Here is a 23,732-nt window from a genome sequence, read left to right as displayed (position 1 = left end):
GATTTACAGCCAGACGTTCAGCATGCGCGCACCACGCGCGTTGCTGTCGGCGAACACTTCGCCATTGCGGGTGAGAAAGCTCTGCCCGGCACTGCTCTGGTCCCAGAACTGCCCGCGCAGGAAAACACTCATGCCGGCCGTGGCTTGGCTGATGGGTTGTTGGCTGATCAGCGTCAGGCGGTGCCAGGCTTCGCCTTCACTGAGTTCTTCGGGTTTGAGGCTGACTTCCGGCGGCGTAGATACGCTCTTGAAGCCACGCCACGGTTTGTCCCACGTATCGCGGCCAATGACGAACGCCGGCACCACCACCAATTGCGCGCCTTGTTCATTGAGCTTGCGGTAGTTGTCCGGGTACCAACTGTCGCTGCCAATCAGGATGCCCAGGCGGCCGGCAGGCGTATCGATCACGCTGATGGCGTTTTCATCGCTGGGTTGGATAAAACCGCGTTCATCGAAGATCGGGTAGAGCTGGCGCTGGGGTTGGCCCAACGGAAAGCCATCACGGCCAAATACCAGGCTGGCGTTGTACAGCGCGCCATGGCCGACCTGCAATTGGCCTTGGCTGACACTGGGGTTGGGCAAGGCAATGGAGCCGGCCACCAGGGTGATGCCGAACTCTTTGGCCAGGCCGCCAAACAGAATCTGATAGTCGCGCGCCATGGTCGGCGCTTTCATGCGCAGGTAGGCGTCGTCCATACGGTTGGCGCCCTCGGCGCTGATCAGGGCGCGAAGGAACAGCAGCGGGTTGCTGGCCGACAGCCAGTTCATCGCCTCTTCAAGACTGGTGGCCTGGTACAACTGGTCTTTTTCGCCACTAAGCATCAGCCAAGTGCCGACATGTTCGGGCAATACGACGATGGTTTTCTCGTTAAGCAGGCCTTGGTCCTGGGCTTTGCGCAGGTAGGCCGACAGTTTCAGGTGCAGGCGTTCCAGGCTCTGGTAGTCGGCGGGAAACAGTTCTGGCTGGATGCCCAGCAGGTTGCCGCGATCGGCGGGGATACCTTCGTCGACTGCCAGGTTGATCCGCAGGTCCGACAGGTAATGCCCCACGGGGCGCTCCTGGGTCCAGACCAGATAGGCGGAAACGGCGGCGACGAAGGCCATGGTGAGGGTTAAGGCAAGCAGTTTACGCATGGGGAAAATGACAACGGACGGTGTGCATGATCTTGCATGTTCTCTTAAAACTGTATCGCAGGTACGAAAAACAATGGTTGGGCGAAAAATTTCAGATCGATATGAAATCATATTTTTGCGGCGGGGTGAATGTCGGTCTCATTCAACACGGAGGATGGGTTGTGTCAAATGTGATCTGCACTTGCACCCAAACCCATCGAAGTGAAGTTAGGGGCAAGCGCACACTCACATGAGATCTTCGTTATTTTGAGCCTTGTGCTCGCTTGACTGACTGGGATTGTTTACCAGCTGATCCGAACCCCCGCGTTACCACTGACACCCTCCAGTTCGTTGGTATCCAGATTAGTGTTGTAGTCCGCCGCCAGGTACACGCTCACCGTTGAGGACAAGCGGGCAACCACGCCCACGCCCAGGTCGGCGGAGGAGGACTTGTGATCGCTCTTGATCCGGTCAACGTCATCGTAGGTCACCGTATCGCTACCACCGAAGGTGCGCCAGGCGTTGGCTCGCAGATAAGGTTCGATCGGTGTGTTCTGCACCAGGTAACGGCCTTTCAGGCGTGCGCCGACGCGCCCGGTCCAGTAATCCTGGGAGTCGAATGAGACCTTGGAAATACCGTCATTCTGGCTGTCCATATCAATCTGCTGGTTGATCACCTGGACCTGCGGTTCCACTACCCAGTGTTCTGACACGGTAATCGGATACCCGGCTTCTGCCGACAGCGCCAGTGCGTGGCCCTTGCTGTCCATCTTCACGCCACGGTCGGATTTGTTGTCGCCATCCAGTCGGGTACCTATGGCCACCAGGTCCACGTACCAGCCTTTGGGATCGGTTAGGGTCCAGTAGGCACCGAAGTTGTCCCCGTCAAGTTTGACCCGACCGGAGCGGCGGTCCTGGAAGCCCAAGGCAAAGCCTTTGACGTCGCCCTGTAAACGGCTTTGACCCACGAACAAACCGAAGCGCTGGGTCTGCCCGCCACTGGTTTCAGAGGCGTAGAGATCGTGACCCACCTGATAACCTTTGACAGAACCGTCGAAACTCGGCGAAACGGTGCCTGACCAGCTCTTGTTGAAATCACTGCCATACGCGCGACCCCAGCCGGCCGGGACGGCTCCGGTTTCGCTCAGCAGGCTTTGTTCGCCCTGGCGGTTATGGAACGTACCCAGCGCTTGCAAGGTCATCAACTGTGCGGCCGGCACCACCACCGAATACACGGACACTTCCAGGCGGTACAGGGGAATTGGCTCGGCGCCCGCGATCGCTGTTGGCAGTAGTGGGGTGGTGACGGCAGGCTCAGGCGAGGCTCCGGCCGGCACTTGAGTGGGTGGTGGAGCAGGGGGCTCGGCTGGCGCGACAGGCTGTGAGGTCGGCGGCTCCACGGGCGGTTCATCGGGCGCGACCACGGGTGGTGTCGGTGGAATCGGTGGTATCGGCACCACGACTGGCGGCACCGGTGGGGGCGTCGGTACCACGGGCGGTTGCACCGCCACTACCGAGGAGCGCAGGTACCAGTTGTTTTCCGAACCCGCCGTCACCCCGCCCTTGAATAGATAGTACTCATAGGCCCCGGCAGAAACCGAGCCTTTCAGGGCAAAGGCATCGGTAGTGCTGACCGCGCCGTTGAGCGCCTGCACCACCTCGATCCCATTGTTTTGCGTAAGGCCACCGAGGCCACCGAGGTTGGTCACCGCCAATTGGGTGTTACCGCTGATGGTGCCGTCCGAGACCACCAGTTTGTCCGTGGCGGAGTTATCGTCCCCCAGCGCTGTTTGCAGCCACAACTGGCCGTTGTTGCCAACATAGTTGCCGTGCACGGTCAGCGAGTCGGTGGCGCTGTTGCTGGCGGTGGTCATGTCGATGGTGCCGGCGTTGCTGAGGGTGGCCAACTGGCCGGCGGTATAGGGACGGATGCTGCCCTGGGTCACGGCCAGCACACTGCTGTTGTCGATGGAAAAGGTTCCGATATTGCTGACGCTGTCACCGAGGAAAAAATCCCCCGCCAGGTCGAAGCGCGAATTGTTGTTGAGGTTGACGGTTTCCCAGCCGATGTAACGCGATGCTGTGCTGGAGGTGGTGTTATCGAAGGTCAGCTGATCATTGCCCAGGCCACCGTCGATGGACGGCGTGGTACTTAACAGGCTTTCAGTCAGGCCGCTGAGCAGCGCGGTATCGTCGCCGTCGCCCATCAGCACGGCTGATTTGATCTGGCCGCCATTGATCCAGTTGAGTGTGTCGTTGCCGATGCTGGCGCGGATTTCGCCGTTAATGATCCCGCCGCTGATTGTGATGCTGTCATTGCCACCGCTGACGCTGATATTGCCGCCGATAGTGCCGCCGGAAACGATAATCTGGTCGGTGCCAAAACCGGTCACCAGGTTGCCGAGAATCGAGCCACCGGACATGTCGTAGATATTGTTATCCAGCTTCATGTCGACCCGGCCGATGGTGCCGCTGGTCTGCTGCGCCACGTCGCCGTCTTCAAAGGCGCCGACGATGGTACCCCCGGTCATCAGGAAGGTGTCGCGGCCGTCCCCTTGGGCCAGGGACTGGATTTGTCCGCCGCTCATTACAAAGTCATCGATACCATTGCCTTGGGAAACAGCCTCGGTGACTGTACCGGCACTGATCTGGAAGCGATCGGCACCGTCACGCTGGGTGACTGTCCCCACGATGCGGCCAGAGTTTATGTCGACGAAGTCCGCGCCCGGACCGAAGGTGATGTTGCCGTTGATGGTGCCGGTGCCGCCGGCGGGGAGTGTCAGGGTGTTGTTGCCCAACAAGTCGGTAAGGCCGGTAGCGCTGGTGCCGCTGTCGCACACATAAGAATCAACCCCGAGGACTGGGGTAAGTACACACGCGGCCTGGGCTTGCTGCAAGGCGAGGCTCATCAGGGAAAGTACGCTCACGCCGAGTAGAGCAGGCTTGGTAAATAACCGTTCCGTGTACATAAGGCTGTCTTGTTCTAGTTATAAAACTGTACTGGGTTTAGTACATGTCGTTCAGGTTGGCAAATAATGTGGCGCGCTCGCTTGGTTCAAGGGTGAGTGAACAGAATTTAGACCCAGGTGAATACTCATGGAGGGTTCGGCGCCTGGGCAGGGCTGATAGACACACTTGCCAAGAGGTGCTGCACATTTAGATCAATAAGTTGTCAGTTTCAGTCATTGAGCGACAGCGGGTGGACTCTTAGTCTGTGGGACATAAACCGATGGGGTGCCGTTCGAGCGTCCCACGTCCCGTGATGATCCGTTGTGGAGCTGTACCATGACCGCTGCTGCCTACCCGCACCTGCTGGCCCCGTTGGACCTGGGTTTTACCACCTTGCGCAACCGCACACTGATGGGCTCGATGCACACTGGTCTTGAAGAAAAACCCGGTGGTTTCGAGCGCATGGCGGCCTATTTTGCCGAGCGCGCCCGTGGCGGCGTTGGCCTGATGGTCACTGGCGGCATTGGCCCCAACGATGAAGGCGGGGTGTATTCCGGTGCGGCCAAGCTGACCACCGAGGAAGAGGCGCAAAAACACAAGATCGTCACGCATGCCGTGCACGAAGCGGGTGGCAAGATCTGCATGCAGATTCTCCATGCCGGCCGTTATGCCTACAGCCCCAGGCAGGTAGCGCCAAGCGCAATCCAGGCGCCGATCAACCCGTTCAAGCCTAAAGAGCTGGACGAAGAGGGCATCGAAAAGCAGATCAGCGATTTCGTCACCTGCTCGGTACTGGCCCAGGTCGCCGAGTACGACGGTGTGGAAATCATGGGTTCTGAAGGCTACTTCATTAACCAGTTTCTCGCCGCCCACACCAACCATCGCACCGACCGTTGGGGCGGTGCCTACGAAAACCGCATGCGCTTGCCGGTGGAGATCGTCCGTCGGGTGCGCGAAGCCGTTGGGCCCAATTTCATCATCATCTTTCGCCTGTCGATGCTCGATCTGGTGGAAGGCGGCAGCACCTGGGAAGAAATCGTGCAGTTGGCCAAGGCCATCGAGCAGGCTGGCGCGACGCTTATCAACACCGGCATTGGCTGGCATGAAGCGCGCATCCCGACCATCGCCACCAAAGTCCCCCGTGGCGCCTTCAGTAAAGTGACTGCCAAGCTGCGCGGTTCGGTGAAGATCCCGCTGATTACCACCAACCGTATCAACACTCCGGAAATCGCCGAGCAGATCCTGGCCGAAGGCGATGCCGACATGGTCTCCATGGCCCGGCCGTTCCTGGCGGATGCGGACTTCGTCAACAAGGCCGCTGAAGGCCGCGCTGACGAGATCAATACATGCATTGGCTGCAACCAGGCCTGCCTGGATCACACCTTCAGCGGAAAACTGACCACCTGCCTGGTCAACCCACGGGCGTGCCATGAGACCGAACTCAACTATCTGCCCGTCAAGCAGATCAAGAAAATCGCCGTGGTCGGCGCCGGGCCTGCGGGTTTGGCTGCAGCGACCGTGGCGGCCGAGCGCGGACATCAAGTGACGCTGTTCGATTCCGCCAGCGAGATCGGCGGCCAGTTCAATATCGCCAAGCGCGTACCGGGCAAGGAAGAGTTTGTTGAAACCCTGCGCTATTTCAAGCGCAAGTTGCAGACGACCCATGTCGAGTTGTGCCTCAACACCCGCGTGGATGTGGAGCATCTGGTGGCTGGCGGTTATGACGAAATTATCCTGGCCACCGGTATTGCGCCGCGTACCCCAGCGATTCCGGGTGTCGAGAACGCCAAGGTGCTCAGCTACCTGGACGTGATCCTGGAACGCAAGCCAGTGGGCAAGCGTGTGGCGGTGATCGGGGCCGGTGGCATCGGTTTTGACGTGTCGGAATTTCTCGTGCACCAAGGCGTGTCCACCAGCCTGAACCGTGAGGCGTTCTGGAAAGAGTGGGGCATTGATACTCACCTTGAGGCGCGGGGCGGAGTAGCCGGAATCAAGGCTGAGCCTCACGCACCGGCGCGCCAGGTGTTCCTGCTGCAGCGCAAGGCTTCCAAGGTCGGCGACGGCCTGGGCAAGACCACCGGCTGGATTCACCGCGCCGGCCTGAAGAACAAACAGGTGCAGATGCTCAACAGCGTCGAGTACTTGAAGATCGATGATGAAGGTTTGCACATCCGCATCGGTGCCGATGGCGAGCCCCAGGTGTTGGCGGTGGACAACATTGTCATCTGTGCAGGCCAAGACCCGCTGCGCGAACTGCAGGACGGTCTGGTCGCTGCCGGGCAGAATGTGCATCTGATCGGTGGTGCCGATGTTGCCGCCGAGCTGGATGCCAAGCGTGCCATCAACCAGGGCTCGCGCCTCGCCGCTGAGTTGTAAGTGCGTTAAAGGGGCGGTGTTAGACTACCGCCCCTTTTTTCATGCAGACTCGCTGCCATGGGTCCCTTCGACTGGCTCCCTCACGCCCCGCTTGAACCGTTGCATCTGGACTGGCTGGCTCGCGCAGGCATCGAGGTTGCGGTGCTACGCCTGGATCGTATCGACCCGCTGATCAGCGGTAACAAGTGGTTCAAGCTGACCGAGCATTTGGCTCAAGCTCAGCAAGCCGGCGCTAGCGGCATCATCAGCCTGGGCGGTGCTTACTCCAACCACCTGCACGCGTTGGCGGCAGCCGGCAAACGCTTCGGCTTTGCCACCGTCGGGCTATTGCGTGGTCATCCTCAAGAAACCCCCACCGTAGTTGACCTCAAGGCCTTCGGCATGCAGCTGCATTGTCTGGGCTATGGCGGATATCGGGCGCGCCATAAGCCTGATTTCTGGCTGCCGTGGAAGGAACAGTATCCGCATTTGCACCCGGTGCCTGAGGGTGGCGGAGGATTGTCGGGGGCCATGGGCTGCAGGCAGTTGGTGTTTCAGACACAGGCACAGTTACGCGGTCTGGGTTGGGAGGATTATCACGGTTGGTGGCTGGCAGCCGGGACGGGCACCACGTTGGCCGGGCTGGTGCTGGCCGAGGCGGGCGCGCACCCGGTGTATGGCGCGCTGGCGGTGCCGCTGGATCACGGTGTGGAGCGCCAGGTGTGCGAGATTGTGCAAGGAGGGTTCGAGCTGCTCGATGCCAGCCGAGGCGGATTTGCCCAGGTTGATCCCGTGCTGCTGGCGTTTATCGACGCCACGGAACAGGCCAGCGGTTTGCCCCTTGAGCCTCTTTACACCGCCAAGGCGCTGCTGGCGTTGAAGGAGCAAGTCGAGGCGGGCCGGTTTGCCGTAGGCACACGCCTGATCTTCATCCACACCGGCGGCTTACAGGGCCGCCGGGGTTTTGCGTAGGGTCAGCGTTTAGGCATCATCCGCCGCACGGTGTTGTCACGCATAAAGTAATGGTGATAAAGCCCCGCTACGGCATGCAGGCCGATCAGCCAATAGCCGATGGTGCCACCCAGCACGTGCCAGCCTTCGATCTGCTTGGCCAGGTCCTTGTTCTCGCCAATCAGCGGCGGTAACTCAATCCCGTAAAACAGCACCGAGTGTCCCTCGGCGCTAACGATCAACCAGCCAAAAATCGGCATGCCGATCATGAATACATAGAGCGCCACGTGCATCAGGGTGGCAAGCAAGGCCTGCCATTGCGGCGGCGCCGGCACGATCTTCGGTGCTACTCCCAGGGTGCGCGCGAACAGTCGCAGCCAGACCAGTACGAATACCGTCAGGCCGAACATAAAGTGCAGCTCCTTGATTAACGTACGGCCACCACTGCCCTTGGGGAATATCCCGCGAAACTCAATGGTGGTGTAGACCATCACCAGTAGCACCAGCATCAGCCAGTGCAGGGCAATCGACATCGTGCTGTAACGCGAATCGGTGTTTTTCCAGGGCATCGCTTTGTTCCTCACTCATCAGGGCAAACCTCCGTTCTTTAGCGACGAAGTCCTTTCAATGTAAGCCTTTTTTCCAGATTTGCCCGTGGCAACTGCGTGAGGTCGCGATATGTTGATCTTGATCAGTTGCTCTGCGGCATCTCACCTCGTGCCAGACGGCTATTGATATCGGCAATGACCGCAGGCAGGTCGCTGATAGTGTCGATCATGTAGTGAGGACGTGAGCTTTCGAACTGGCCCTGGATGCGGCTGCGTTCGCTGGCCAGTGTTTCGCCGTCCAATGCGCGAAATTGTTCGTAGGTAAGGCCCAGCGCGTTGCCCGAGCAGGTCAGCGCCACGGTCCACATCCCGGCACGACGGCCTTCTAGGATGCCCGGTACGGTATCGTCGATCTTCACGCAGGCGGCGACATCATCTACCCCCAGCGCGATCACGTTAGCCAATGCCTGGGCCGGCCACGGGCGACCGTTGGGCACTTCGTCGGTGGCGACCACATGGTCGGCGACATAGCCGTTACGGGCGGCCAGTTCCACCACCTTATCCATGACCTGCTTGGGGTAGCCGGAGCAGGAGCCGATCTTGATACCTTGCTGACGCAACTGCGCGATGGTCTCCAGGGCGCCGGGAATCAAGGCGGAGTGTTCGGCGATCTTTTCGATCTGCAACGGCATGAAGCGTTGGTAGATGGCGGTCACGTCGTCATCGGTCGGCGTACGGCCAAACGCTTTGCGGTACCGCTCGGCCACTTGCGGCTGGTCACACAGCGTGCGGATGTGGTCCCACTTGCCCATGCCCATCGGGCCGCGCGCTTCTTCGATGGAGACCCGGACGTCGAATTCGGCGAAGGCTTCGACAAAGATCTGAGTTGGGGCGAAGGAGCCGAAGTCGACCACGGTGCCGGCCCAGTCGAGGATGGCGGCTTGGAGTTTGCTTGGGTTTTGGTAGTTCATGGTTCAAATCCTGTGGTTCAAAATAAGTGGGGGTAATCAGATTTCCAGCACTTCCATCTCTTGCAGTACCTGGGCAATCGCTGCCACGGCAGCCTGCATCTCGGTCTGGTTGACATGGCCGATGCAGCCGACGCGAAAGGTTTCCACTTGGGTTAATTTGCCGGGGTAGAGGATGAATCCCTTGGCCTTGACCCGTTCGTAGAAGTCCTTGAACTGGTAGCGCGGATCTTTTGGCGCGTGGAAGGTGACGATGATCGGCGCCTGGATCGCGGCGGGTAGAAAGCTGCGTACACCGAGCTGGGCCATCCCCTCCAGCAGTGTCTGGCAGTTGTTGGCATAGCGCTGATGGCGAGCCGGCAAGCCGCCTTCTTCGTTGTATTGCAGCAACGCTTCGTGCAGTGCGGCGACGACGTGGGTTGGCGGGGTGAAGCGCCATTGGCCGGTCTTGGCCATATAGCTGTGTTGATCAAACAGATCCATGGCCAGGGAGTGGCTGTTGCCCTGGGAGGCGACCAGTGCCTGTTTTTCGGCGAAGACAAAACCCATTCCCGGCACACCTTCCAGGCATTTGCCGGAGGCGGCGATCAACGCATCAAAAGGTACTTGGCGGGCATCGATGGGCAGCGCGCCAAAGGAACTCATGGCGTCGATGATCAGGCGCTTGCCGTGGCGGGCGATGACCTGGGCGATTTCCGGTAGTGGGTTGAGGATGCCGGTGCTGGTTTCACAATGGATCAGTGCGACGTGGGTGATACCGCTGTCAGCCTGCAGCAGGCGGTCGACGTCGGCGGCGGTGGTGGGTTCATCTTCGGCGGTTTCAAAGGTGCTGAATGAGCGGCCCAACACTTCGCATATCTTCGCCAGGCGCTTGCCATAGGCGCCATTGATTAGCACCAGCACCTTGCCGTCCCGTGGGACCAGGGTGCCGATGGCCGCTTCGACCGCGAAAGTGCCGCTGCCCTGCAACGGCACGCAGTGATGGCTGTCGCTGCCGTTGACGATGGTCAGCAACTGATTGCAGAGGCTGGCGGTCAGTTGATTGAAACTGTCATCCCATGAACCCCAGTCCACCATCATCGCCTGGCGGGTACGGGCGGAGGTGGTCAAGGGGCCGGGGGTGAGCAGGATCGGCGCGGCAGTACTCATTCTGATGTCCTCGCAAAGCGTTGGGGTGAAGCTACGGGACATAAGTTGCAGTTTGCCTTGCCATCAATCAAATTGTTTGTTGTTATGCCAGCCATCAGTGAGACCGATAGCTATGAATTTATTTCAACTGCGTGCATTTGATGCCGTCGCCCGTGACGGTAGTTTTACCCGTGCCGCTGCGCGATTGTTTATCAGCCAGCCGGCGGTCACCGGGCATATCAAGGCGCTGGAGGAGCACTACCAGATCACCCTGTTACGGCGTACTGCCCGGCGGGTGGAATTGACCGAGGAGGGCACCAAGCTCGCCGCGATCACTCGGACCATCTTTGGCCTGGTGGATGAGGCGCAAGCGATGCTGGAGGCCAACCGGCAACTGCTCACCGGGCGCCTGGAAGTGGCTGCGGACGGGCCGCACATGGTCATGCCGATGCTGGCGAAGCTGCGCGCCCGTTATCCGGGGATCACCGTCAACCTGCGCCTGGGCAACGCTCAGGAAACCCTCGCCGCACTGCTGTCCGAACACGCTGACGTGGCGGTGTTGACCGAGGTCGAGCCGCGCAAGGGCCTGCACCTGCAACCCTTGAGTGAGTCACGGATCTGCGCGCTGGTGCCGGCAGGGCATCCCTGGTTGGCGGACCCGGCAGGGGTTCGCCTTGAGCAACTGGACCAGGTGATCATGGTGCTGCGCGAGCCCAGTTCCATTACCCGCCGCACCTTCGACGATGCCTGCACCCAGGCGGGGGTCCAGCCCAAGGTGCTGCTGGAACTGGACAGCCGCGAAGCGGTGACGGAAGCCGTGGCCGCTGAGTTGGGGGTGGGGGTGGTGTCATCGGTGGAGGTCAGCCGCGACCCACGGGTTCGAGCGATTCCCATCAGCGGCGACGGGCTGGTGAACCGGCACATGATCGGTTGCATGGAGCGGCGCCGGGAGTTGCGCTTGATTCAGGCGTTTTTTGAGTTGGCGCCGGGCTGATCCTCCAGCAGGCTTTCCCTGACAATCTCCAGGAATGTCGCCACCACTCCAAACCATTGCGCACCTGACCTCCTGCGTCAGCGGCCGGTTTTTTGGTGGATCAGAGTGTTTTTGCGCTATAAACTCTGCCCCCAAAGCGCCGGCCAGTAGACGTCTCGGCGCGATGGACAAAAGAGAGCGAGTCATGGGCGCACAGTGGAAGGTTAAACACAAAGAAGCGGCATCCAATGCCAAGGGCAAGATTTTCGGCAAACTGGTGAAAGAGATCACCATTGCCGCCCGCAATGGTGCCGATATCTCGACCAACGCGCACCTGCGTCTGGTGGTGGAACAGGCCAAAAAGGCCTCGATGCCCAAGGAAACACTGGACCGGGCTATCAAGAAAGGCGCTGGCCTGCTGGGTGAGACCGTGCACTACCATCGCGTGACCTACGAAGGTTTTGCCCCGCATCAGGTGCCATTGATCGTTGAGTGCGTGACCGACAACATCAACCGTACCGTGGCGGAAATCCGCGTGGCGTTTCGCAAGGGTCAACTGGGCGCTTCCGGCTCCGTGGCCTGGGACTTCAACCATGTCGGCATGATCGAAGCCACGCCAGACACCCCGGACGCCGATCCAGAAATGGCCGCCATTGAAGCCGGCGCTCAGGATTTTGAAGAAGGCGAAGAGGGCGCAACCCTGTTCATCACCGAGCCTACTGACCTCGACTCCGTACAGAAAGCCTTGCCTGAACAGGGTTTCACCGTGCTGTCCGCCAAGCTGGGATATCAGCCGAAGAACCCGGTCAGCGGTTTGAGCGACGAGCAAATGGCTGAAGTCGAAGCCTTCCTCGAAGGCCTGGACAACCATGACGACGTGCAGGACATGTTTGTCGGGTTGGTGGCGGGCTAACCCTTTAACTGATCATTCCCACACAGTGTGGGAATGATCATACGGTCACGCTAACAGCGCCTCGATCTCGGCGAATCCCGGCCTTGCCAGCACATCCGGCTGACAGCAACGCTCCTGCAATACCTCCAGTGCCCGGCGGTTTTCATCGCTCAACCCGGTCTCAATCCGCTCCAGCAACTCCCCCAGCAACACCCCGAATGCCCGCACTTCAATGCGCTGCAAGGCCTGTGTTTCGAGGCTGTCAGCGGTGGCATGGAACGAGGCGGCACCAAAGTCCCCCAGCAAACAATCACCGGCTTCGTTCCACAAAATATTGTGGCCGTAGAGATCGCCGTGGGTGATGCCCTGGCGATGTAGATGCGCCGCCACCGAGGCGATGCCGCTCACCATGCGCAGGGCCACCTCGGCGCGCAAGCGCGTGCCGGGTTCATAGACGTCGCGGGTACACGAGGCCAGGCTCGGCAAGCCTGCGAGGTTGCGGTAGCTCGGCTCGATCAGTTGCATCACCAGCGCCGCCTGGTCTTCGGGATGTCCAATGACGCGGCCTTCAACCTTGATCAAATTGGCATGTTGGCCGGCAGCGATGCAGGCCTGCATCTCGTGCAAGGGAGAACCATCGCTGGTGATGCTGCCTTTGTAGAGCTTGACCGCGACGGCCCTGGCCGGGCCCGTCGTTGGGGTCCAGGTCGCCTGGCGAATGATCCCGGAAGCGCCTTCGCCGAGCACCTGGGCCAGGTCGAGTTGCGACCAGGGAATATTGGGTGTCGTGTCGTTGCCGGCCACCTCAACGGCCATTTCCACCGGGTTGCCAGCATAGGCCAGCCAGGTCAGGCTGGGCAGCGCCAGCAGCCAACCCGGCAGGTGGGTCAAGCGGTTGGAGGCGATACGCAGCAACTCAAGGTTTTTGCAGTGGGCCAGGCTCTCGGGTAACTGTTCAAGGTGATTGCCGGCCAGCATCAGTTTTTGCAGCAGCGGTCTTTCGCCCAACTCGGCCGGCAACCGGCTGATGCGGTTGTCGGTGAGGATCAGCCAACGCAGCAATGGCGGCAGGGCGGCGGCCGGGACGTTTTCTATTTGGTTGGCCTTGAAGCCGACCATGCTCAACCGGGTGCACTGGCCCAGGCATTCGGGCAGTTCGGTGAAGACATTGTCGGAGCAAAACAGCACGCGCAAGTGGGGCAGGCGGTGCAGGTCGTCCGGCAGACTGTGCAGGGCGTTGCCGCTCAGGTTGAGAATTTCCAGGGAGTCAGCCAGGTCGAAGATTTCCCGGGGGAACTCGGTCAGCCCGCACGATAGGTCCAGACGCTTGATGCCAGCCAATTGGCCGGCCTTGAGTTGGGCAAGGGTATCCATGAACAGCGTGGTCACTCGGCAATAGGAAGGGCGTAACGGGTGGTGATGATAGCGGTTTGACAAGCGCAGGGGCGCGATCTGTACCGCAAGGACCGATATTGACATGTGGTGTTGGGCGTGGGGTTCTAGAACCTTATGGTCTGCTTGAGCATCTGGGTGGTCGGTTCATCCGCCGGGCTGACCATCGCATAGTTGTAGCCGGCGCCCGACCAGTACTCGGCCTGCAACCCGTCGGCAGTGCGACTGCCCCGTGGCAGCAGGTTGTTTCCCGGCCCTGGTGGCCGGATGTAGAAGCTGATGCGCCGGCCTTGGGGGTCTTCGTACAGCACCATGGCCGCCGCGCCCTGTTCGGTGGTGAGCAAGCGCCCGCTGACCGCCTTGAAACCCGCCTGGGTCAGGTCCGGCAGGCGGTGGGCCTGGGTGAAGTAGCGGTCGAGCCAGGCTTGCATGTCGCCTTTGTCTTGCACTTTGTAGTCGGCGGGCATGATCTGGTTCTGGGCAAACAGGCGATAGGCCTGCATGGCATCGGTCATCGGTGGCTCTGCGCTGGTCATGGTCGCTTGCCGTGCCTGCCATCCGCCCAGGCCGCCGACGCTGACGGCTATCAACAGCACGGCGGCGGTGGCGAGGTGACGGCGAGACTGGCGCTTGATCCGTTGGCGAATCACGGCCGGGTCCAGGTCAGGATTGGCGGGTTGTTGTTGCAGCACGCCGCTCAAGGCGGCACGCAGGTGTTGTGCATCCTGTTGCCAGGCGTGGACCTGGGCCGCGACCTCGGGGTGGGCCGCCAGCCAGGTATCGAGTAGGCGACGATCAGCCTCCAAAAGCTGGTGATCGACGTAGGCAAGCAAATCGCGTTCGCTGGGAGGCAGGCTGATCATTTGAGTATCCGCAGGGAAGGGCTGGTGATTTCGCCGTCGCTGACCTGACGCAAGGCCTGGCGCGCACGGGACAGGCGAGACATCACGGTGCCGACGGGCACATCGAGGATGTCGGCGACCTCCTTGTAGCTCAAGCCTTCTACCGAGACCCACAGCAGCAGGGCGCGTTGTTCGGTGTTCAGTTGGTCGAAGGCTTGCAGGGTCGATTGCGCAATCACGGTGCGCTCCACCGAGGGCTGGGCGTCATCGCGGCCGGTAAAAAACTCAAGCATCCGCGCATAGCGCCGGGAACGCCGGTGAGCATCGAGAAACTGCCGGTAAAGGATCGAGAACAGCCATGCGCGCAAATCGCCTTCGGGGCGCTTGTCGGCCCAACGGATGATCGCGCGCTCAAGGCTCGCCTGTACCAGGTCGTCGGCGCTGCTGGAGTTACGCGTCAGGGACACGGCAAAACGCCGAAGCCTTGGAATGAGTTCACGTAACTGTTCGTCGAGTTCGTGCATGGGGTTCTGGCTAGTCACTACGCTGGGACTAGGAAGACGCCCAGCGTTGAAGGTTATTCCAGGCCTTGAAAAATAAACAGCCAGCCCGGGAATAGAGTTTGCCGGGGTTCGTCCTATTGCTCCGACCTTCTGTTTTCACACCTTTGGCCGTTGGCCCTGGAGTTCCTTCATGGTAGATCACTCATCACCGCCACGTCCGCCGCTCAGTACCGCAAGCTTGATAGCACGGTTAGCCAGCATCGGCGCGGTGGTTGCGGTTGTGGTCGGGGCTTTTGCCTACGTCAACGGCAGCCTTGACCCACAACGATTACGCCCGAAAACCCTGGTCAACGCCTTGGAAACCAACAGCGGCGTGCATCCGGGTTACCGGCGAAACCACTCTAAAGGTGTATGCGTGGCGGGTTATTTCGAGAGTGACCCTTCGGTGCGTCAGTATTCCAGTGCCCAAGTGTTCAGCGAGGCGCGTACGCCGGTGATTGGCCGCTTTGCCTTGCCCAGCGGCAACCCCTATGCGCCGGACAGCAGTGTGCCGATCCGCAGTTTTGCCCTGCAATTCAGCTTGGCCAACGGCCAGCAATGGCGCACTGGGATGAACAGCATGCCGGTGTTTCCGGTGGGCACGCCTGAGGCGTTCTACCAGATGCTCAAGGCGGGCGCGCCGGACCCTGCCACCGGCAAGCCGAACCCGGCCAATATGCCGGCATTCTTTGCTTCTCATCCGCAGACGGCGCCGTTTCTGGCCTGGATCAAGACCGCTAAGCCGTCCGCCAGCTATGCCACAGAGACTTATAACGGCATCAATGCGTTTTACCTGGTGAATGCCAGTGGCCAACGTCAGGCCGTTCGCTGGGGCGTGGTGCCTGTGAGTGAGGATGCGCCAGGTGCTGCGGCGCCTGAAGGCGCTGACTTCCTGGAAAAAGACCTGGCACAGCGCCTGGTAGCCGGCCCCCTGCGTTGGCAGTTAAATATCACCCTGGCCAATCCCGGCGACCCCACTGATGACGCCAGCAAGGCCTGGTCGGGTGAGCACAAGGTGTTGAACGCCGGGACCCTGGTGCTGCAAAGCAGTCAGCCGCAAGTCGACGGTGATTGCCGCGATATCAACTTTGATCCGTTGATCCTGCCCAGTGGCATCGAAGCCTCCAATGACCCGCTGCTGGCCGCTCGTTCGGCGGCATATGCCAGTTCCTACCTGCGCCGTACCAGTGAAGTCAGTCAGTTGCACAGTGCCCCTCAGGAGTCGAAGCCATGAATGCCCAACCCCGGTTTTTTGCCCCGCTGGCGCGGCTGCTGCATTGGCTGATGGCCTTGATGGTCATTGCCATGCTGTTTATCGGCGCGGGTATGGCGGCCTCGGTCTCGGAACGGCACGAGTGGCTGCTGCATCTGCACAAGCCTTTGGGGATCGCCATCCTGGCGCTGGTGATCGTGCGCCTGGTAGTGCGCTTTTCCACTCGCCAGCCGCCGTTGCCCGCCGACTTGCCGTTATGGCAGGTGCTGGCGGCCAAGGCGTCCCATATCGTGCTTTACGGGTTGATGCTGATCTTGCCGTTGCTGGGCTGGGGGATGATTTCGGCGGCGGGTGATCCGGTGATGCTCAGCAGTTCCGTGCAGTTGCCTGCACTGGTCTCGACCAATGCCCAGCTATTTTCGGTGTTGCGCAAAGCTCATGGGTTTCTTGCCTATTTGCTGTTCCTGACGGTGCTGATGCATCTGGCGGCGGCGCTGTTTCATGGGCTGATCCGCCGTGATGGCGTGCTGCAAAGCATGACCGGGACCAAGGACTGATGATGGTTAACCCTGTGACGGTTGTGCTTGTGCAGCCGTTGCAGGGTCCAGCGTAACCCGCCAGTAGATCAGCGCCAGCACGTTGATGCCGGCGCCAAGGGCGCAGACTCCAATCCATCCCGCCCAGGCATACACCATGGTTGCACCCACTGATCCCAGCGCGCTGCCCACCGAATAGAACAGCATGTAGCCGGCCGCCAACCGGCTCTGGGCTTCGGGGCGTACGCTGTAGATCAGGCTTTGGCTGGTGACGTGTACTGCTTGCAGGCCCAGGTCGAAGGTAATCACGCCGAGCAACAGCGCCCACAGGGAGGATTGGGTAAAGGCAATCGCCAGCCAGGACACCAGCATCAATACCAGGGCAACGCCGCTGGTCCATTGGGCCAGGCCCCGGTCGGCCAGATGCCCGGCGCGGGCGGCACCAAGGGCACCGGCTGCACCGGCCAGTCCGAACAGGCCGATTTGCGTGTGGGACAACGACAGCGGCGGGGCGCTCAAGGGCAACACCAGTGGCGTCCACAGCACGGTGCCGGCGGCGAAAATCAGCAGCGCCAGTACCGCCCGATCCCGCAGTACCTTTTCTTCCCGGAACAGGGTGAAGACCGAGCGGATTAACTGACCATAGGATTCGCTGGCCCTTGGCTGTTCGGTTGAGGGCAAGATCCGCCAAAGCAGCAGCGCCATCAGCAAGGTCAATCCCGCCGACAACACGTACACCGAGCGCCAACCGGCCAGGTCAGCCATGGTTCCCGACACCGTGCGCGCCAGCAGCAGGCCGACCACGATGCCACTGGTGACCAGCCCCACTACATGCCCGCGTTGCTTGGGCCGTGCCAGGTTTGCGGCATAGGCCACCAGCACCTGGGTCACTACCGCCAGCAACCCGGTGAGGACCATGCCGGCCAGCAGCCAAAAGCGGTTGGAGGACAGTGCCACCAGCAGGACCGCGAAAGTCGACAACAGCAACTGGCCGACGATCAAGCGGCGCCGGTTCAACAAGTCGCCCAGGGGCACCAGCAGTAACAGGCCGACGCCATAACCGATCTGGGTCAGGGTGATGACGATACCGACCGTGGCGTGGTCCATGGCGAAGGTGTCGGCCATGGCATCCAGCAAGGGTTGGGCATAATAGACGTTCGCCACCGACAGGCCGCAGGCGATGGCGAACAGCAAGACTACGGCGCCGCTCAAGGGGGATTGAGACATTGTGATTCCCCTATTCCGGTTTCGAATTAAAACCAGTTGTACGGTAGGTATTCTGGTTTTATATTGCAACTACATTTTTCCGAAGGCAGGCATCTCCCCATGGTCAAGCTCACCCGCTTTGAAGGTGCCGAATGCCCGGTGGCTCGTTCCCTCGATGCCATTGGCGATGGTTGGGCGCTGTTGATCATTCGTGATGCCTTCGACGGCATCCGACGCTTTGGTGAGTTCCAGCGCAGCCTGGGGGTGGCCAAGAACATTCTTTCGACGCGTTTGCGTAGCCTGGTGGCCCATGGGGTTTTCGAGATCGTTCCGGCGTCGGATGGCAGCGCGTATCAGGAATACCAGTTGACGGAAAAGGGCAGGGGGTTGTTCACCGTGATCATTGGATTACGGCAATGGGGCGAGGGGTTTTTCTACGCTGAGGGTGAACACCATTCGGTGATGGTGGACTGCGAGCAGGGGCTTGCGTTACGGGCGCTGGAGTTGCGGTCGGCAGATGGCCGCCTGGTGGGGCCAGAGGATTGTCGACGCGTGGCCGTCGAGTAAAGGGCCCAAATCCAGAGGGCCCTCCAGCAGGGGGTTAGCGCAACACTGCAACGATATCCGCCACCGTACTCAACACATCCTTGCCCAACTGCATCGAGCGTTTGCCAGACCAGCCGGTGTGCGGATCAGGTGAGTCATCGTTGTCCTTGAAGGGCATTTCCAGGGTCAGTGACAGGCAATCGAACTTCTCGCCGACGCTGTTGCAGGCCAGTGTCATGTTGGCTTCGCCCGGCAAATCACGGGTGTAGCCGTGGACGGTCTGGAAGTCGCGGGTCAGTGCGCTCAGGTGGCTGCGAAAGTGTTTTTCCAGCTGTTCGATACGCGGCGTGTAACCAGGGTTGCCTTCACAACCAGCGGTGAAGACGTAGGGGATTTCTTCGTCACCGTGGATATCCAGGAACAGGTCGACGCCATATTTTTCCATCTGCTGCTGGACGAACAGCACTTCCGGACTGATTTCCTGGCTGGCGCTCTGCCAGGCGCGGTTGAGGTCCTGGCCCATGGCGTTGGTGCGCAGGTGGCCGTGGAAGGCTCCGTCCGGGTTCATGTTGGGCACCAGGTACAGATCGGCGGCGGCTAGGAGCTTTTTCAGTTCATCATCGCCGTCCTGTTGCAGGCGCTCGATGATGCCTTCCATGAACCATTCGGCCATGTGCTCGCCCGGATGTTGCTGGGCAATGATCCAGACCTTGCGCTTGCCTTTGCCGCCTTTGCCCCGACGCAGTAATGGAATGTCGCGGCCTTCAACACTTTTGCCGGTGGCCAGCAATTGAGTGCCGGCGCGATTCAGCGCCTGGTCGATCAACCCGTCATGACGCTCGCGGCTGTAGGGTTCGAAGTAGGCGAACCAGGCTTGTTTTTCCTGGGTTTCAAGGCTGATGTGCAGGGTCTCGCCATCAAAGCGGGTAGGCACCCGGAACCAATTGATGTGGTCGTAGGATGCCACGGCGCTGTAGCCAGTCCAGGCATGTTTGTAGGAGGACTGGCCGGCGTTGCTCAGGCGGAAGGTGTGGGTGTGGCCCACATGCATGCCCTCGGCCTTGAAGTGGAACCACTGGAAGTGCTGGCTACGAGTATCTGGTTTGATCGCCAGCAGCAATTGATGGGCATCGCTGGCGTCGAGCACCTGGATATTGCCACTGTCAAAGTTGGTGCTGATTTTGATGGAGGTCAAGGCCACGGTCATAGTCTGGTTGCCTGAATATGATTGTTGTGGCTGGCATTTTACACAGGCGCGAGGTAAAGCTCGGACGCAAATTTTTGCGTGGGAAGAGGGGGGCGTCATCCATGACGCCGCAGTAGCTTAGAATCTATGAGATTGATTCTCAAGTGCTATTTTGGAAAGATCGATGCCAGAGCGCTTGATCGGCTTTCTTTCGGCGATAGTCTTTTGCTACTATGCGAGCCATCAAGCAACACACAGTCTTCATTAGCCTGAAGCCACGCCAGGAAAAACTGGCAAAAAAAGACCCGGCCAAAGAGCCGGGTCAAAAACCGTGATTAGCCTGATGAGGAGATATTCCAAGAGTCCGACCTAAGGTCCCTTGGTCTATCGACTGATCTCGCGACCAGCTGCATGCAATAATAATCATTATCATTTGCAAGTCAAATGTTTTTATCCGTCTGATAGAAATATTTGTCGTTCATGCCTTCTACGCGCTTGTCTGGTGATCGGTTTTCCGAGCCGAGACTTGCAGTGTCCGTTCCAGCATGGCCCTGGCCATATCAATCAAATAAACCACCGAAAATGCCAGATCGCGGCTATTGCCGAGGGTGCCATTCGCCGATTCATAAGCCGTGGCGGCCGCGCTGCGCAGCAGGTCAGAGGCGTGGAGAAGGGCTTCTTCATCACTGACCTCGGCCTTGACTTCGAACAAGGTGCCATCGGTTACCGATTCGGTTACATCCGTTTTCAAGTAATAATCCAGCGCACGCTGGGCTGCACCGCTGCTGTGCAGGAAAAGCAGTTCATCTTCGTCGGGTGTACAGGGCTGGTGGTCCGGGGACAGGGTCATGATGTGGGTGCTCTGGGTGGGGAGTGGAATGCCTGGACTCAATAATAGTACGAATTGTATTTATGTCATTTGATTGATTACTACAAACTGTTTATTGTGGGCCTGAATACACAACGTATTGTCGGCCCTATGGACAAATGGATAGCGTTGGTCAAAACCAGCATGAAAGACCGCAAGGTCACACAGGATCAGCTTGCAGAGCGCTTGGGCATGTCCCAGGGCGGCGTCGGCCATTGGCTGAACAAACGCCGTATACCGAGCCTCGCCGACATGAATCGGGTGATCGAGGAGCTCGGCCTGGGGGTTCTCGAAGTCGCCTTGGTGATCCGCGAAAAGGCCACCGAGCCGGTTGAAGACGAGCAGTTGCCGGCCGAGAAATACAACCCGTATTTTCGTTATCCGGTGAGCGACTGGAAGGGCGTGGGCGAGGTTCGCGAAGAGCGCCCGGCCTATGGCGCTGCGCGCTTCGAGCTGACGGACTACCGCGCCCGCGGCGCTGCGTTCTGGCTGCAGGTGACAGGTGACGCGATGACCGCGCCCAGCGGTTTGAGCATCGGTGAAGGGATGATGATCTTGGTCGACCCGGCGATTGAAGCCGGGCCCGGCAAGCTGGTAGTCGCCCAATGGCCGGATGCCATCCAGGCGACCTTCCGCAAACTGATGGAGGAGAGCGGCCAGCTTTACCTGGTGCCGCTTAACCCGACCTATCCGAAAGCCCTGTTCACCGATGAATGCCGGATCATCGGCGTAGTGGTACAGGCGACGGTGAAGTTCTAAGCCTGCGCCGCCAGTTCTACCAGCGCGCTGCCTTCGCCGACCATTTCGCCTTCCTGGCAATACAGCGCCTTGACGATGCCGGCGTGGGGCGCCCGGATGCTGTGTTCCATTTTCATGGCCTCCAGCACCACCAACTGTGCGCCGGCCTCAACGGCCTGCCCGAGTTCCACCAGCACGCGCACGATGCTGCCATTCATCGGTGCGGTCAGGCCGCCTTGATGAGACTGGCTGGCCTCAACCGCGGCGATCGGATCAAACAGCCTCACGCTGTGCATCTCGCCGTCCCAGCGCAGAAAGAAAACCCCTTCGCCACGTACGGCGAGGTGCGAGTGCCGCACGCCTTGCTGGTCGATCAGCAACTGTTCGCCCCGCAGTTGCGGTGCGTGAACACTTTCTCGCAGCGTCACGAGGCGATCCTGGCCGTTGCAACTCAAGTGCAGCGAGGTCTCGGCGGGTAAGCCTGCACGAAAGCCATTGCTGCGAGCCCAGGGCGAGCAAGGATCATCATCGCGTACCTTGGCAGGCTGACTCTGCATAAAGCCATGGCCGGCTGCTTCCCAGAACTCATCGCTCAATTCGCCGACGGCGGGCAGCAGGTCATCCTGATAGCGAGGAATAAACCCGGTATCCAGTTGCGCCGCCGCAAACGCCGGATGGCCGATGATACGTCGCACAAAACCCAGGTTAGTCTTCAGCCCACCGATGGCGAACTCATCCAGCATGCTCAACAGTCGCAGGCGCGCCTGTTCGCGGTCCTCGCCCCAGGCAATCAGCTTGCCAAGCATCGGGTCGTAAAACGGCGAAACGCTATCGCCTTGCTCGACACCACTGTCAACCCTGCGGCCCGGCCCAGGCGCGGATTCACGGTACAGCGCCAGGTGCCCGGTGGCCGGCAGAAAATCATTGGCAGGGTCTTCGGCGTACAAGCGTACTTCAATGGCATGGCCGAGCAGCGGCACCTGCTCCTGGGTCATCGGTAACGGTTCGCCCTGAGCCACACGAATTTGCCAGGCCACCAGGTCAAGGCCAGTGATAGCCTCGGTCACCGGGTGCTCCACCTGCAGCCGAGTGTTCATCTCCATGAAGAAAAATTCGCCTCGTGCATCCAGCAAAAATTCCACGGTGCCAGCACCGACGTAGCCGATGGCCTGGGCCGCACGTACTGCAGATTCGCCCATGGCCTTGCGCAGCAAAGGGCTGAGACCGGGTGCTGGCGCTTCTTCAACGACCTTCTGATGACGGCGCTGGATCGAGCAGTCCCGCTCATTGAGGTACAGGCAATGCCCATGTTGATCGGCGAACACCTGGATCTCCACATGGCGTGGTTTGATCAGGTACTTCTCCACCAGCATCTGCGCGTTGCCAAAGGACGACAGGGCTTCACGCTGTGCCGAGGCCAGGGCTTCGGCCAGTTGGCTGACGTCTTCGACCACTTTCATGCCCTTGCCGCCACCACCGGCGGTGGCCTTGAGCAACACCGGGTAACCAATGCGTTCGGCTGCTTCGCGAAAGGTTGCCAGGTCCTGTGCTTCACCATGGTAGCCGGGCACCAACGGCACCCCGGCGGTCTCCATCAAGGCCTTGGCAGCGGATTTGCTGCCCATGGCATCGATGGCCGAGGCGGGCGGGCCGAGGAAGATCAAACCGGCCGCTTCAATCGCTCGAGCAAATCCGGCGTTTTCCGACAGAAAGCCATAACCGGGATGAATCGCCTGGGCACCACTGGCCTTGGCGGCCGCGATCAGTTTGTCGATTTGCAGGTAGCTGTCAGCAGCCTTGCTGCCGCCCAGGTCGACGCGGATATCGGCCTCGCGGCTGTGGCGGGCATCACGGTCGGTGGCGCTGTGGACGGCGACCGTGGTCAGCCCCAACGATTTGGCCGTGCGCATGACCCGGCAAGCAATTTCGCCGCGATTGGCCACCAGCACGGTAGTGAGAACAGGTGAACTCATGAACGCGGCTCCTGGGATTGCCAGCTGGGCGGACGTTTTTGCAGAAAGGCTCGCAAGCCTTCCTGACCTTCGGCGCTGACGCGGATGCGCGAGATGGAGTTTTCGCAATAGCGCCGCAGTGCCGGGGTAAGCGCGCCGTGAGCGACTTCGCGCAGCAAGTCTTTGCTGGCACGCATCGCCGCCGGGCTGTTGAGCAGCAGGTTGGCGATCCACTGTTCAACCTGATGATTCAGTTCGGCTGGCGGATAACTTTCCGCCAACAGGCCGATTTCCCGCGCGCGCTCACCACTGAACCGCTCGGCAGTCAGGGCATAACGGCGTGCTGCACGCTCACCGATGGCCTGAACCACAAACGGGCTGATGACCGCTGGCGCCAGGCCAATGCGCACTTCCGACAGACAGAACTGCGCGTCATTGGTGCCAATGGCCATGTCACAGCAACTGATCAAACCGAGAGCGCCACCGTAGGCTGCGCCCTGAACCACCGCCAGCGTCGGGATTTTCAGCTTGGCCAGGTTGTACATCAGCTCCGCCAGTTCCCGGGCGTCATCCAGGTTGGTGTGGTAATCCAGCTCGGCCGACTGTTGCATCCAGGCCAGGTCGGCGCCGGCGCTGAAGTGCTTGCCACGGCCGCGCAGTACCAGAAAGCGCAGGGCGGGATCACCCTGGACGTGGTCCAGGGCAATGATCAGTTCGCGGATCATTTCGGCGTTGAAGGCATTGTTTTTGTGTTCTCGACTCAGCCACAGGGTGGCGAAGCCACGGGCGTCGGTAACCAGTTCGAGAGTATTGAAATCGCTCATGGGGTGCAGC

Annotated in this window: 21 protein-coding genes; 8 read left to right on the top strand and 13 right to left on the bottom strand. The window is 60.3% G+C overall.

The genetic code is table 11. The features are described 5' to 3' along the window. Nucleotides 1–3: 3 nt before the first annotated feature. Together ACZRKZ_RS08540 and ACZRKZ_RS08535 are read right to left on the bottom strand one after the other, a co-directional pair. Nucleotides 4–1,134 (bottom strand): carbon-nitrogen hydrolase family protein, encoded by a 1,131-nt coding sequence (locus ACZRKZ_RS08540; protein WP_463969410.1) that lies wholly within the window; start codon nucleotides 1,132–1,134, stop codon nucleotides 4–6. A gap of 281 nt (nucleotides 1,135–1,415) precedes the next feature. Next, entirely contained in the window at nucleotides 1,416–4,082 is a 2,667-nt protein-coding gene (locus ACZRKZ_RS08535) for an autotransporter family protein (RefSeq protein ID WP_463981352.1), read from the bottom strand. A 316-nt stretch (nucleotides 4,083–4,398) separates the two neighbouring features. Between ACZRKZ_RS08535 and ACZRKZ_RS08530 the strand changes: the two genes are divergently transcribed. Both ACZRKZ_RS08530 and ACZRKZ_RS08525 read left to right on the top strand, forming a co-directional pair. Further along, a complete protein-coding gene (locus ACZRKZ_RS08530; protein WP_463981351.1) occupies nucleotides 4,399–6,438 on the top strand; it encodes an oxidoreductase in 2,040 nt (679 codons plus the stop codon). Nucleotides 6,439–6,495: 57 nt separating this feature from the next. Further along, nucleotides 6,496–7,389, top strand: a complete 894-nt coding sequence (locus ACZRKZ_RS08525) for a 1-aminocyclopropane-1-carboxylate deaminase/D-cysteine desulfhydrase (protein WP_463981350.1) — start codon at nucleotides 6,496–6,498, stop codon at nucleotides 7,387–7,389. Between the two features lie 2 nt (nucleotides 7,390–7,391). On the opposite strand, the gene ACZRKZ_RS08520 is transcribed toward ACZRKZ_RS08525, so the two are convergent. The 3 genes from ACZRKZ_RS08520 to ACZRKZ_RS08510 form a co-directional block, all read right to left on the bottom strand. Continuing rightward, nucleotides 7,392–7,937, bottom strand: coding sequence for a cytochrome b (locus ACZRKZ_RS08520; protein ID WP_463969414.1), 546 nt, complete (start codon nucleotides 7,935–7,937; stop codon nucleotides 7,392–7,394). Nucleotides 7,938–8,059: 122 nt separating this feature from the next. Further along, nucleotides 8,060–8,887: a phosphonoacetaldehyde hydrolase gene (gene phnX, locus ACZRKZ_RS08515; RefSeq protein ID WP_463981349.1), complete on the bottom strand. Its 828-nt coding sequence runs from the start codon at nucleotides 8,885–8,887 to the stop codon at nucleotides 8,060–8,062. Between the two features lie 36 nt (nucleotides 8,888–8,923). Continuing rightward, nucleotides 8,924–10,033 (bottom strand): 2-aminoethylphosphonate--pyruvate transaminase, encoded by a 1,110-nt coding sequence (locus ACZRKZ_RS08510; RefSeq protein ID WP_463981348.1) that lies wholly within the window; start codon nucleotides 10,031–10,033, stop codon nucleotides 8,924–8,926. Nucleotides 10,034–10,145: 112 nt separating this feature from the next. Between ACZRKZ_RS08510 and ACZRKZ_RS08505 the strand changes: the two genes are divergently transcribed. Together ACZRKZ_RS08505 and ACZRKZ_RS08500 are read left to right on the top strand one after the other, a co-directional pair. Then, nucleotides 10,146–11,006: a LysR substrate-binding domain-containing protein gene (locus tag ACZRKZ_RS08505; protein WP_463981347.1), complete on the top strand. Its 861-nt coding sequence runs from the start codon at nucleotides 10,146–10,148 to the stop codon at nucleotides 11,004–11,006. Between the two features lie 184 nt (nucleotides 11,007–11,190). Next, a complete protein-coding gene (locus tag ACZRKZ_RS08500; RefSeq protein WP_463981346.1) occupies nucleotides 11,191–11,898 on the top strand; it encodes a YebC/PmpR family DNA-binding transcriptional regulator in 708 nt (235 codons plus the stop codon). 45 nt (nucleotides 11,899–11,943) lie between these two features. Here the strand turns inward: ACZRKZ_RS08500 and ACZRKZ_RS08495 are convergent, their stop codons facing one another. The 3 genes from ACZRKZ_RS08495 to ACZRKZ_RS08485 form a co-directional block, all read right to left on the bottom strand. Further along, nucleotides 11,944–13,251 carry a leucine-rich repeat-containing protein kinase family protein gene (locus ACZRKZ_RS08495; RefSeq protein WP_463981345.1) on the bottom strand — a complete coding sequence of 436 codons (1,308 nt, stop codon included), beginning with the start codon at nucleotides 13,249–13,251 and terminating at the stop codon, nucleotides 11,944–11,946. 125 nt (nucleotides 13,252–13,376) lie between these two features. Next, on the bottom strand, nucleotides 13,377–14,132 hold the full coding sequence (locus ACZRKZ_RS08490; protein WP_463981344.1) for an anti-sigma factor family protein: 756 nt from the start codon (nucleotides 14,130–14,132) through the stop codon (nucleotides 13,377–13,379). After that, the gene (locus ACZRKZ_RS08485) at nucleotides 14,129–14,635 is read right to left on the bottom strand and encodes a sigma-70 family RNA polymerase sigma factor (protein WP_149414001.1); all 507 of its coding nucleotides are present in this window, start codon (nucleotides 14,633–14,635) and stop codon (nucleotides 14,129–14,131) included. Before ACZRKZ_RS08485 ends, ACZRKZ_RS08490 begins: the two co-directional genes overlap by 4 nt. A 169-nt stretch (nucleotides 14,636–14,804) precedes the next feature. On the opposite strand from ACZRKZ_RS08485, the gene ACZRKZ_RS08480 reads away from it, so the two are divergent. Both ACZRKZ_RS08480 and ACZRKZ_RS08475 read left to right on the top strand, forming a co-directional pair. Continuing rightward, a complete protein-coding gene (locus tag ACZRKZ_RS08480; RefSeq protein WP_463981343.1) occupies nucleotides 14,805–15,887 on the top strand; it encodes a catalase family peroxidase in 1,083 nt (360 codons plus the stop codon). Next, entirely contained in the window at nucleotides 15,884–16,423 is a 540-nt protein-coding gene (locus ACZRKZ_RS08475; RefSeq protein ID WP_463981342.1) for a cytochrome b, read from the top strand. Before ACZRKZ_RS08480 ends, ACZRKZ_RS08475 begins: the two co-directional genes overlap by 4 nt. A gap of 6 nt (nucleotides 16,424–16,429) precedes the next feature. Here the strand turns inward: ACZRKZ_RS08475 and ACZRKZ_RS08470 are convergent, their stop codons facing one another. Beyond that, the gene (locus tag ACZRKZ_RS08470; RefSeq protein ID WP_463981341.1) at nucleotides 16,430–17,629 is read right to left on the bottom strand and encodes an MFS transporter; all 1,200 of its coding nucleotides are present in this window, start codon (nucleotides 17,627–17,629) and stop codon (nucleotides 16,430–16,432) included. Between the two features lie 99 nt (nucleotides 17,630–17,728). On the opposite strand from ACZRKZ_RS08470, the gene ACZRKZ_RS08465 reads away from it, so the two are divergent. Then, on the top strand, nucleotides 17,729–18,175 hold the full coding sequence (locus ACZRKZ_RS08465; RefSeq protein WP_463969425.1) for a winged helix-turn-helix transcriptional regulator: 447 nt from the start codon (nucleotides 17,729–17,731) through the stop codon (nucleotides 18,173–18,175). A 34-nt stretch (nucleotides 18,176–18,209) separates the two neighbouring features. Here the strand turns inward: ACZRKZ_RS08465 and ACZRKZ_RS08460 are convergent, their stop codons facing one another. Beyond that, nucleotides 18,210–19,361 carry a M14 family metallopeptidase gene (locus ACZRKZ_RS08460; protein WP_463969426.1) on the bottom strand — a complete coding sequence of 384 codons (1,152 nt, stop codon included), beginning with the start codon at nucleotides 19,359–19,361 and terminating at the stop codon, nucleotides 18,210–18,212. 466 nt (nucleotides 19,362–19,827) lie between these two features. Next, the gene (locus ACZRKZ_RS08455) at nucleotides 19,828–20,190 is read right to left on the bottom strand and encodes a DUF6124 family protein (RefSeq protein ID WP_463981340.1); all 363 of its coding nucleotides are present in this window, start codon (nucleotides 20,188–20,190) and stop codon (nucleotides 19,828–19,830) included. 129 nt (nucleotides 20,191–20,319) lie between these two features. On the opposite strand from ACZRKZ_RS08455, the gene ACZRKZ_RS08450 reads away from it, so the two are divergent. Next, nucleotides 20,320–20,967 carry a LexA family protein gene (locus ACZRKZ_RS08450; RefSeq protein WP_463981339.1) on the top strand — a complete coding sequence of 216 codons (648 nt, stop codon included), beginning with the start codon at nucleotides 20,320–20,322 and terminating at the stop codon, nucleotides 20,965–20,967. Here ACZRKZ_RS08450 and ACZRKZ_RS08445 read toward each other — a convergent pair. After that, the gene (locus ACZRKZ_RS08445) at nucleotides 20,964–22,919 is read right to left on the bottom strand and encodes an acetyl/propionyl/methylcrotonyl-CoA carboxylase subunit alpha (RefSeq protein ID WP_463981338.1); all 1,956 of its coding nucleotides are present in this window, start codon (nucleotides 22,917–22,919) and stop codon (nucleotides 20,964–20,966) included. The two genes, ACZRKZ_RS08450 and ACZRKZ_RS08445, sit on opposite strands and share 4 nt — an antisense overlap. Next, entirely contained in the window at nucleotides 22,916–23,722 is an 807-nt protein-coding gene (locus tag ACZRKZ_RS08440; RefSeq protein ID WP_463981337.1) for a gamma-carboxygeranoyl-CoA hydratase, read from the bottom strand. Before ACZRKZ_RS08440 ends, ACZRKZ_RS08445 begins: the two co-directional genes overlap by 4 nt. Nucleotides 23,723–23,732: the final 10 nt, after the last annotated feature.

This window comes from Pseudomonas sp. c313 (genome assembly GCF_055407145.1).
Note: the sequence above shows the minus strand (reverse complement) of the source record. Positions and strands in the feature narration are given on the sequence as shown.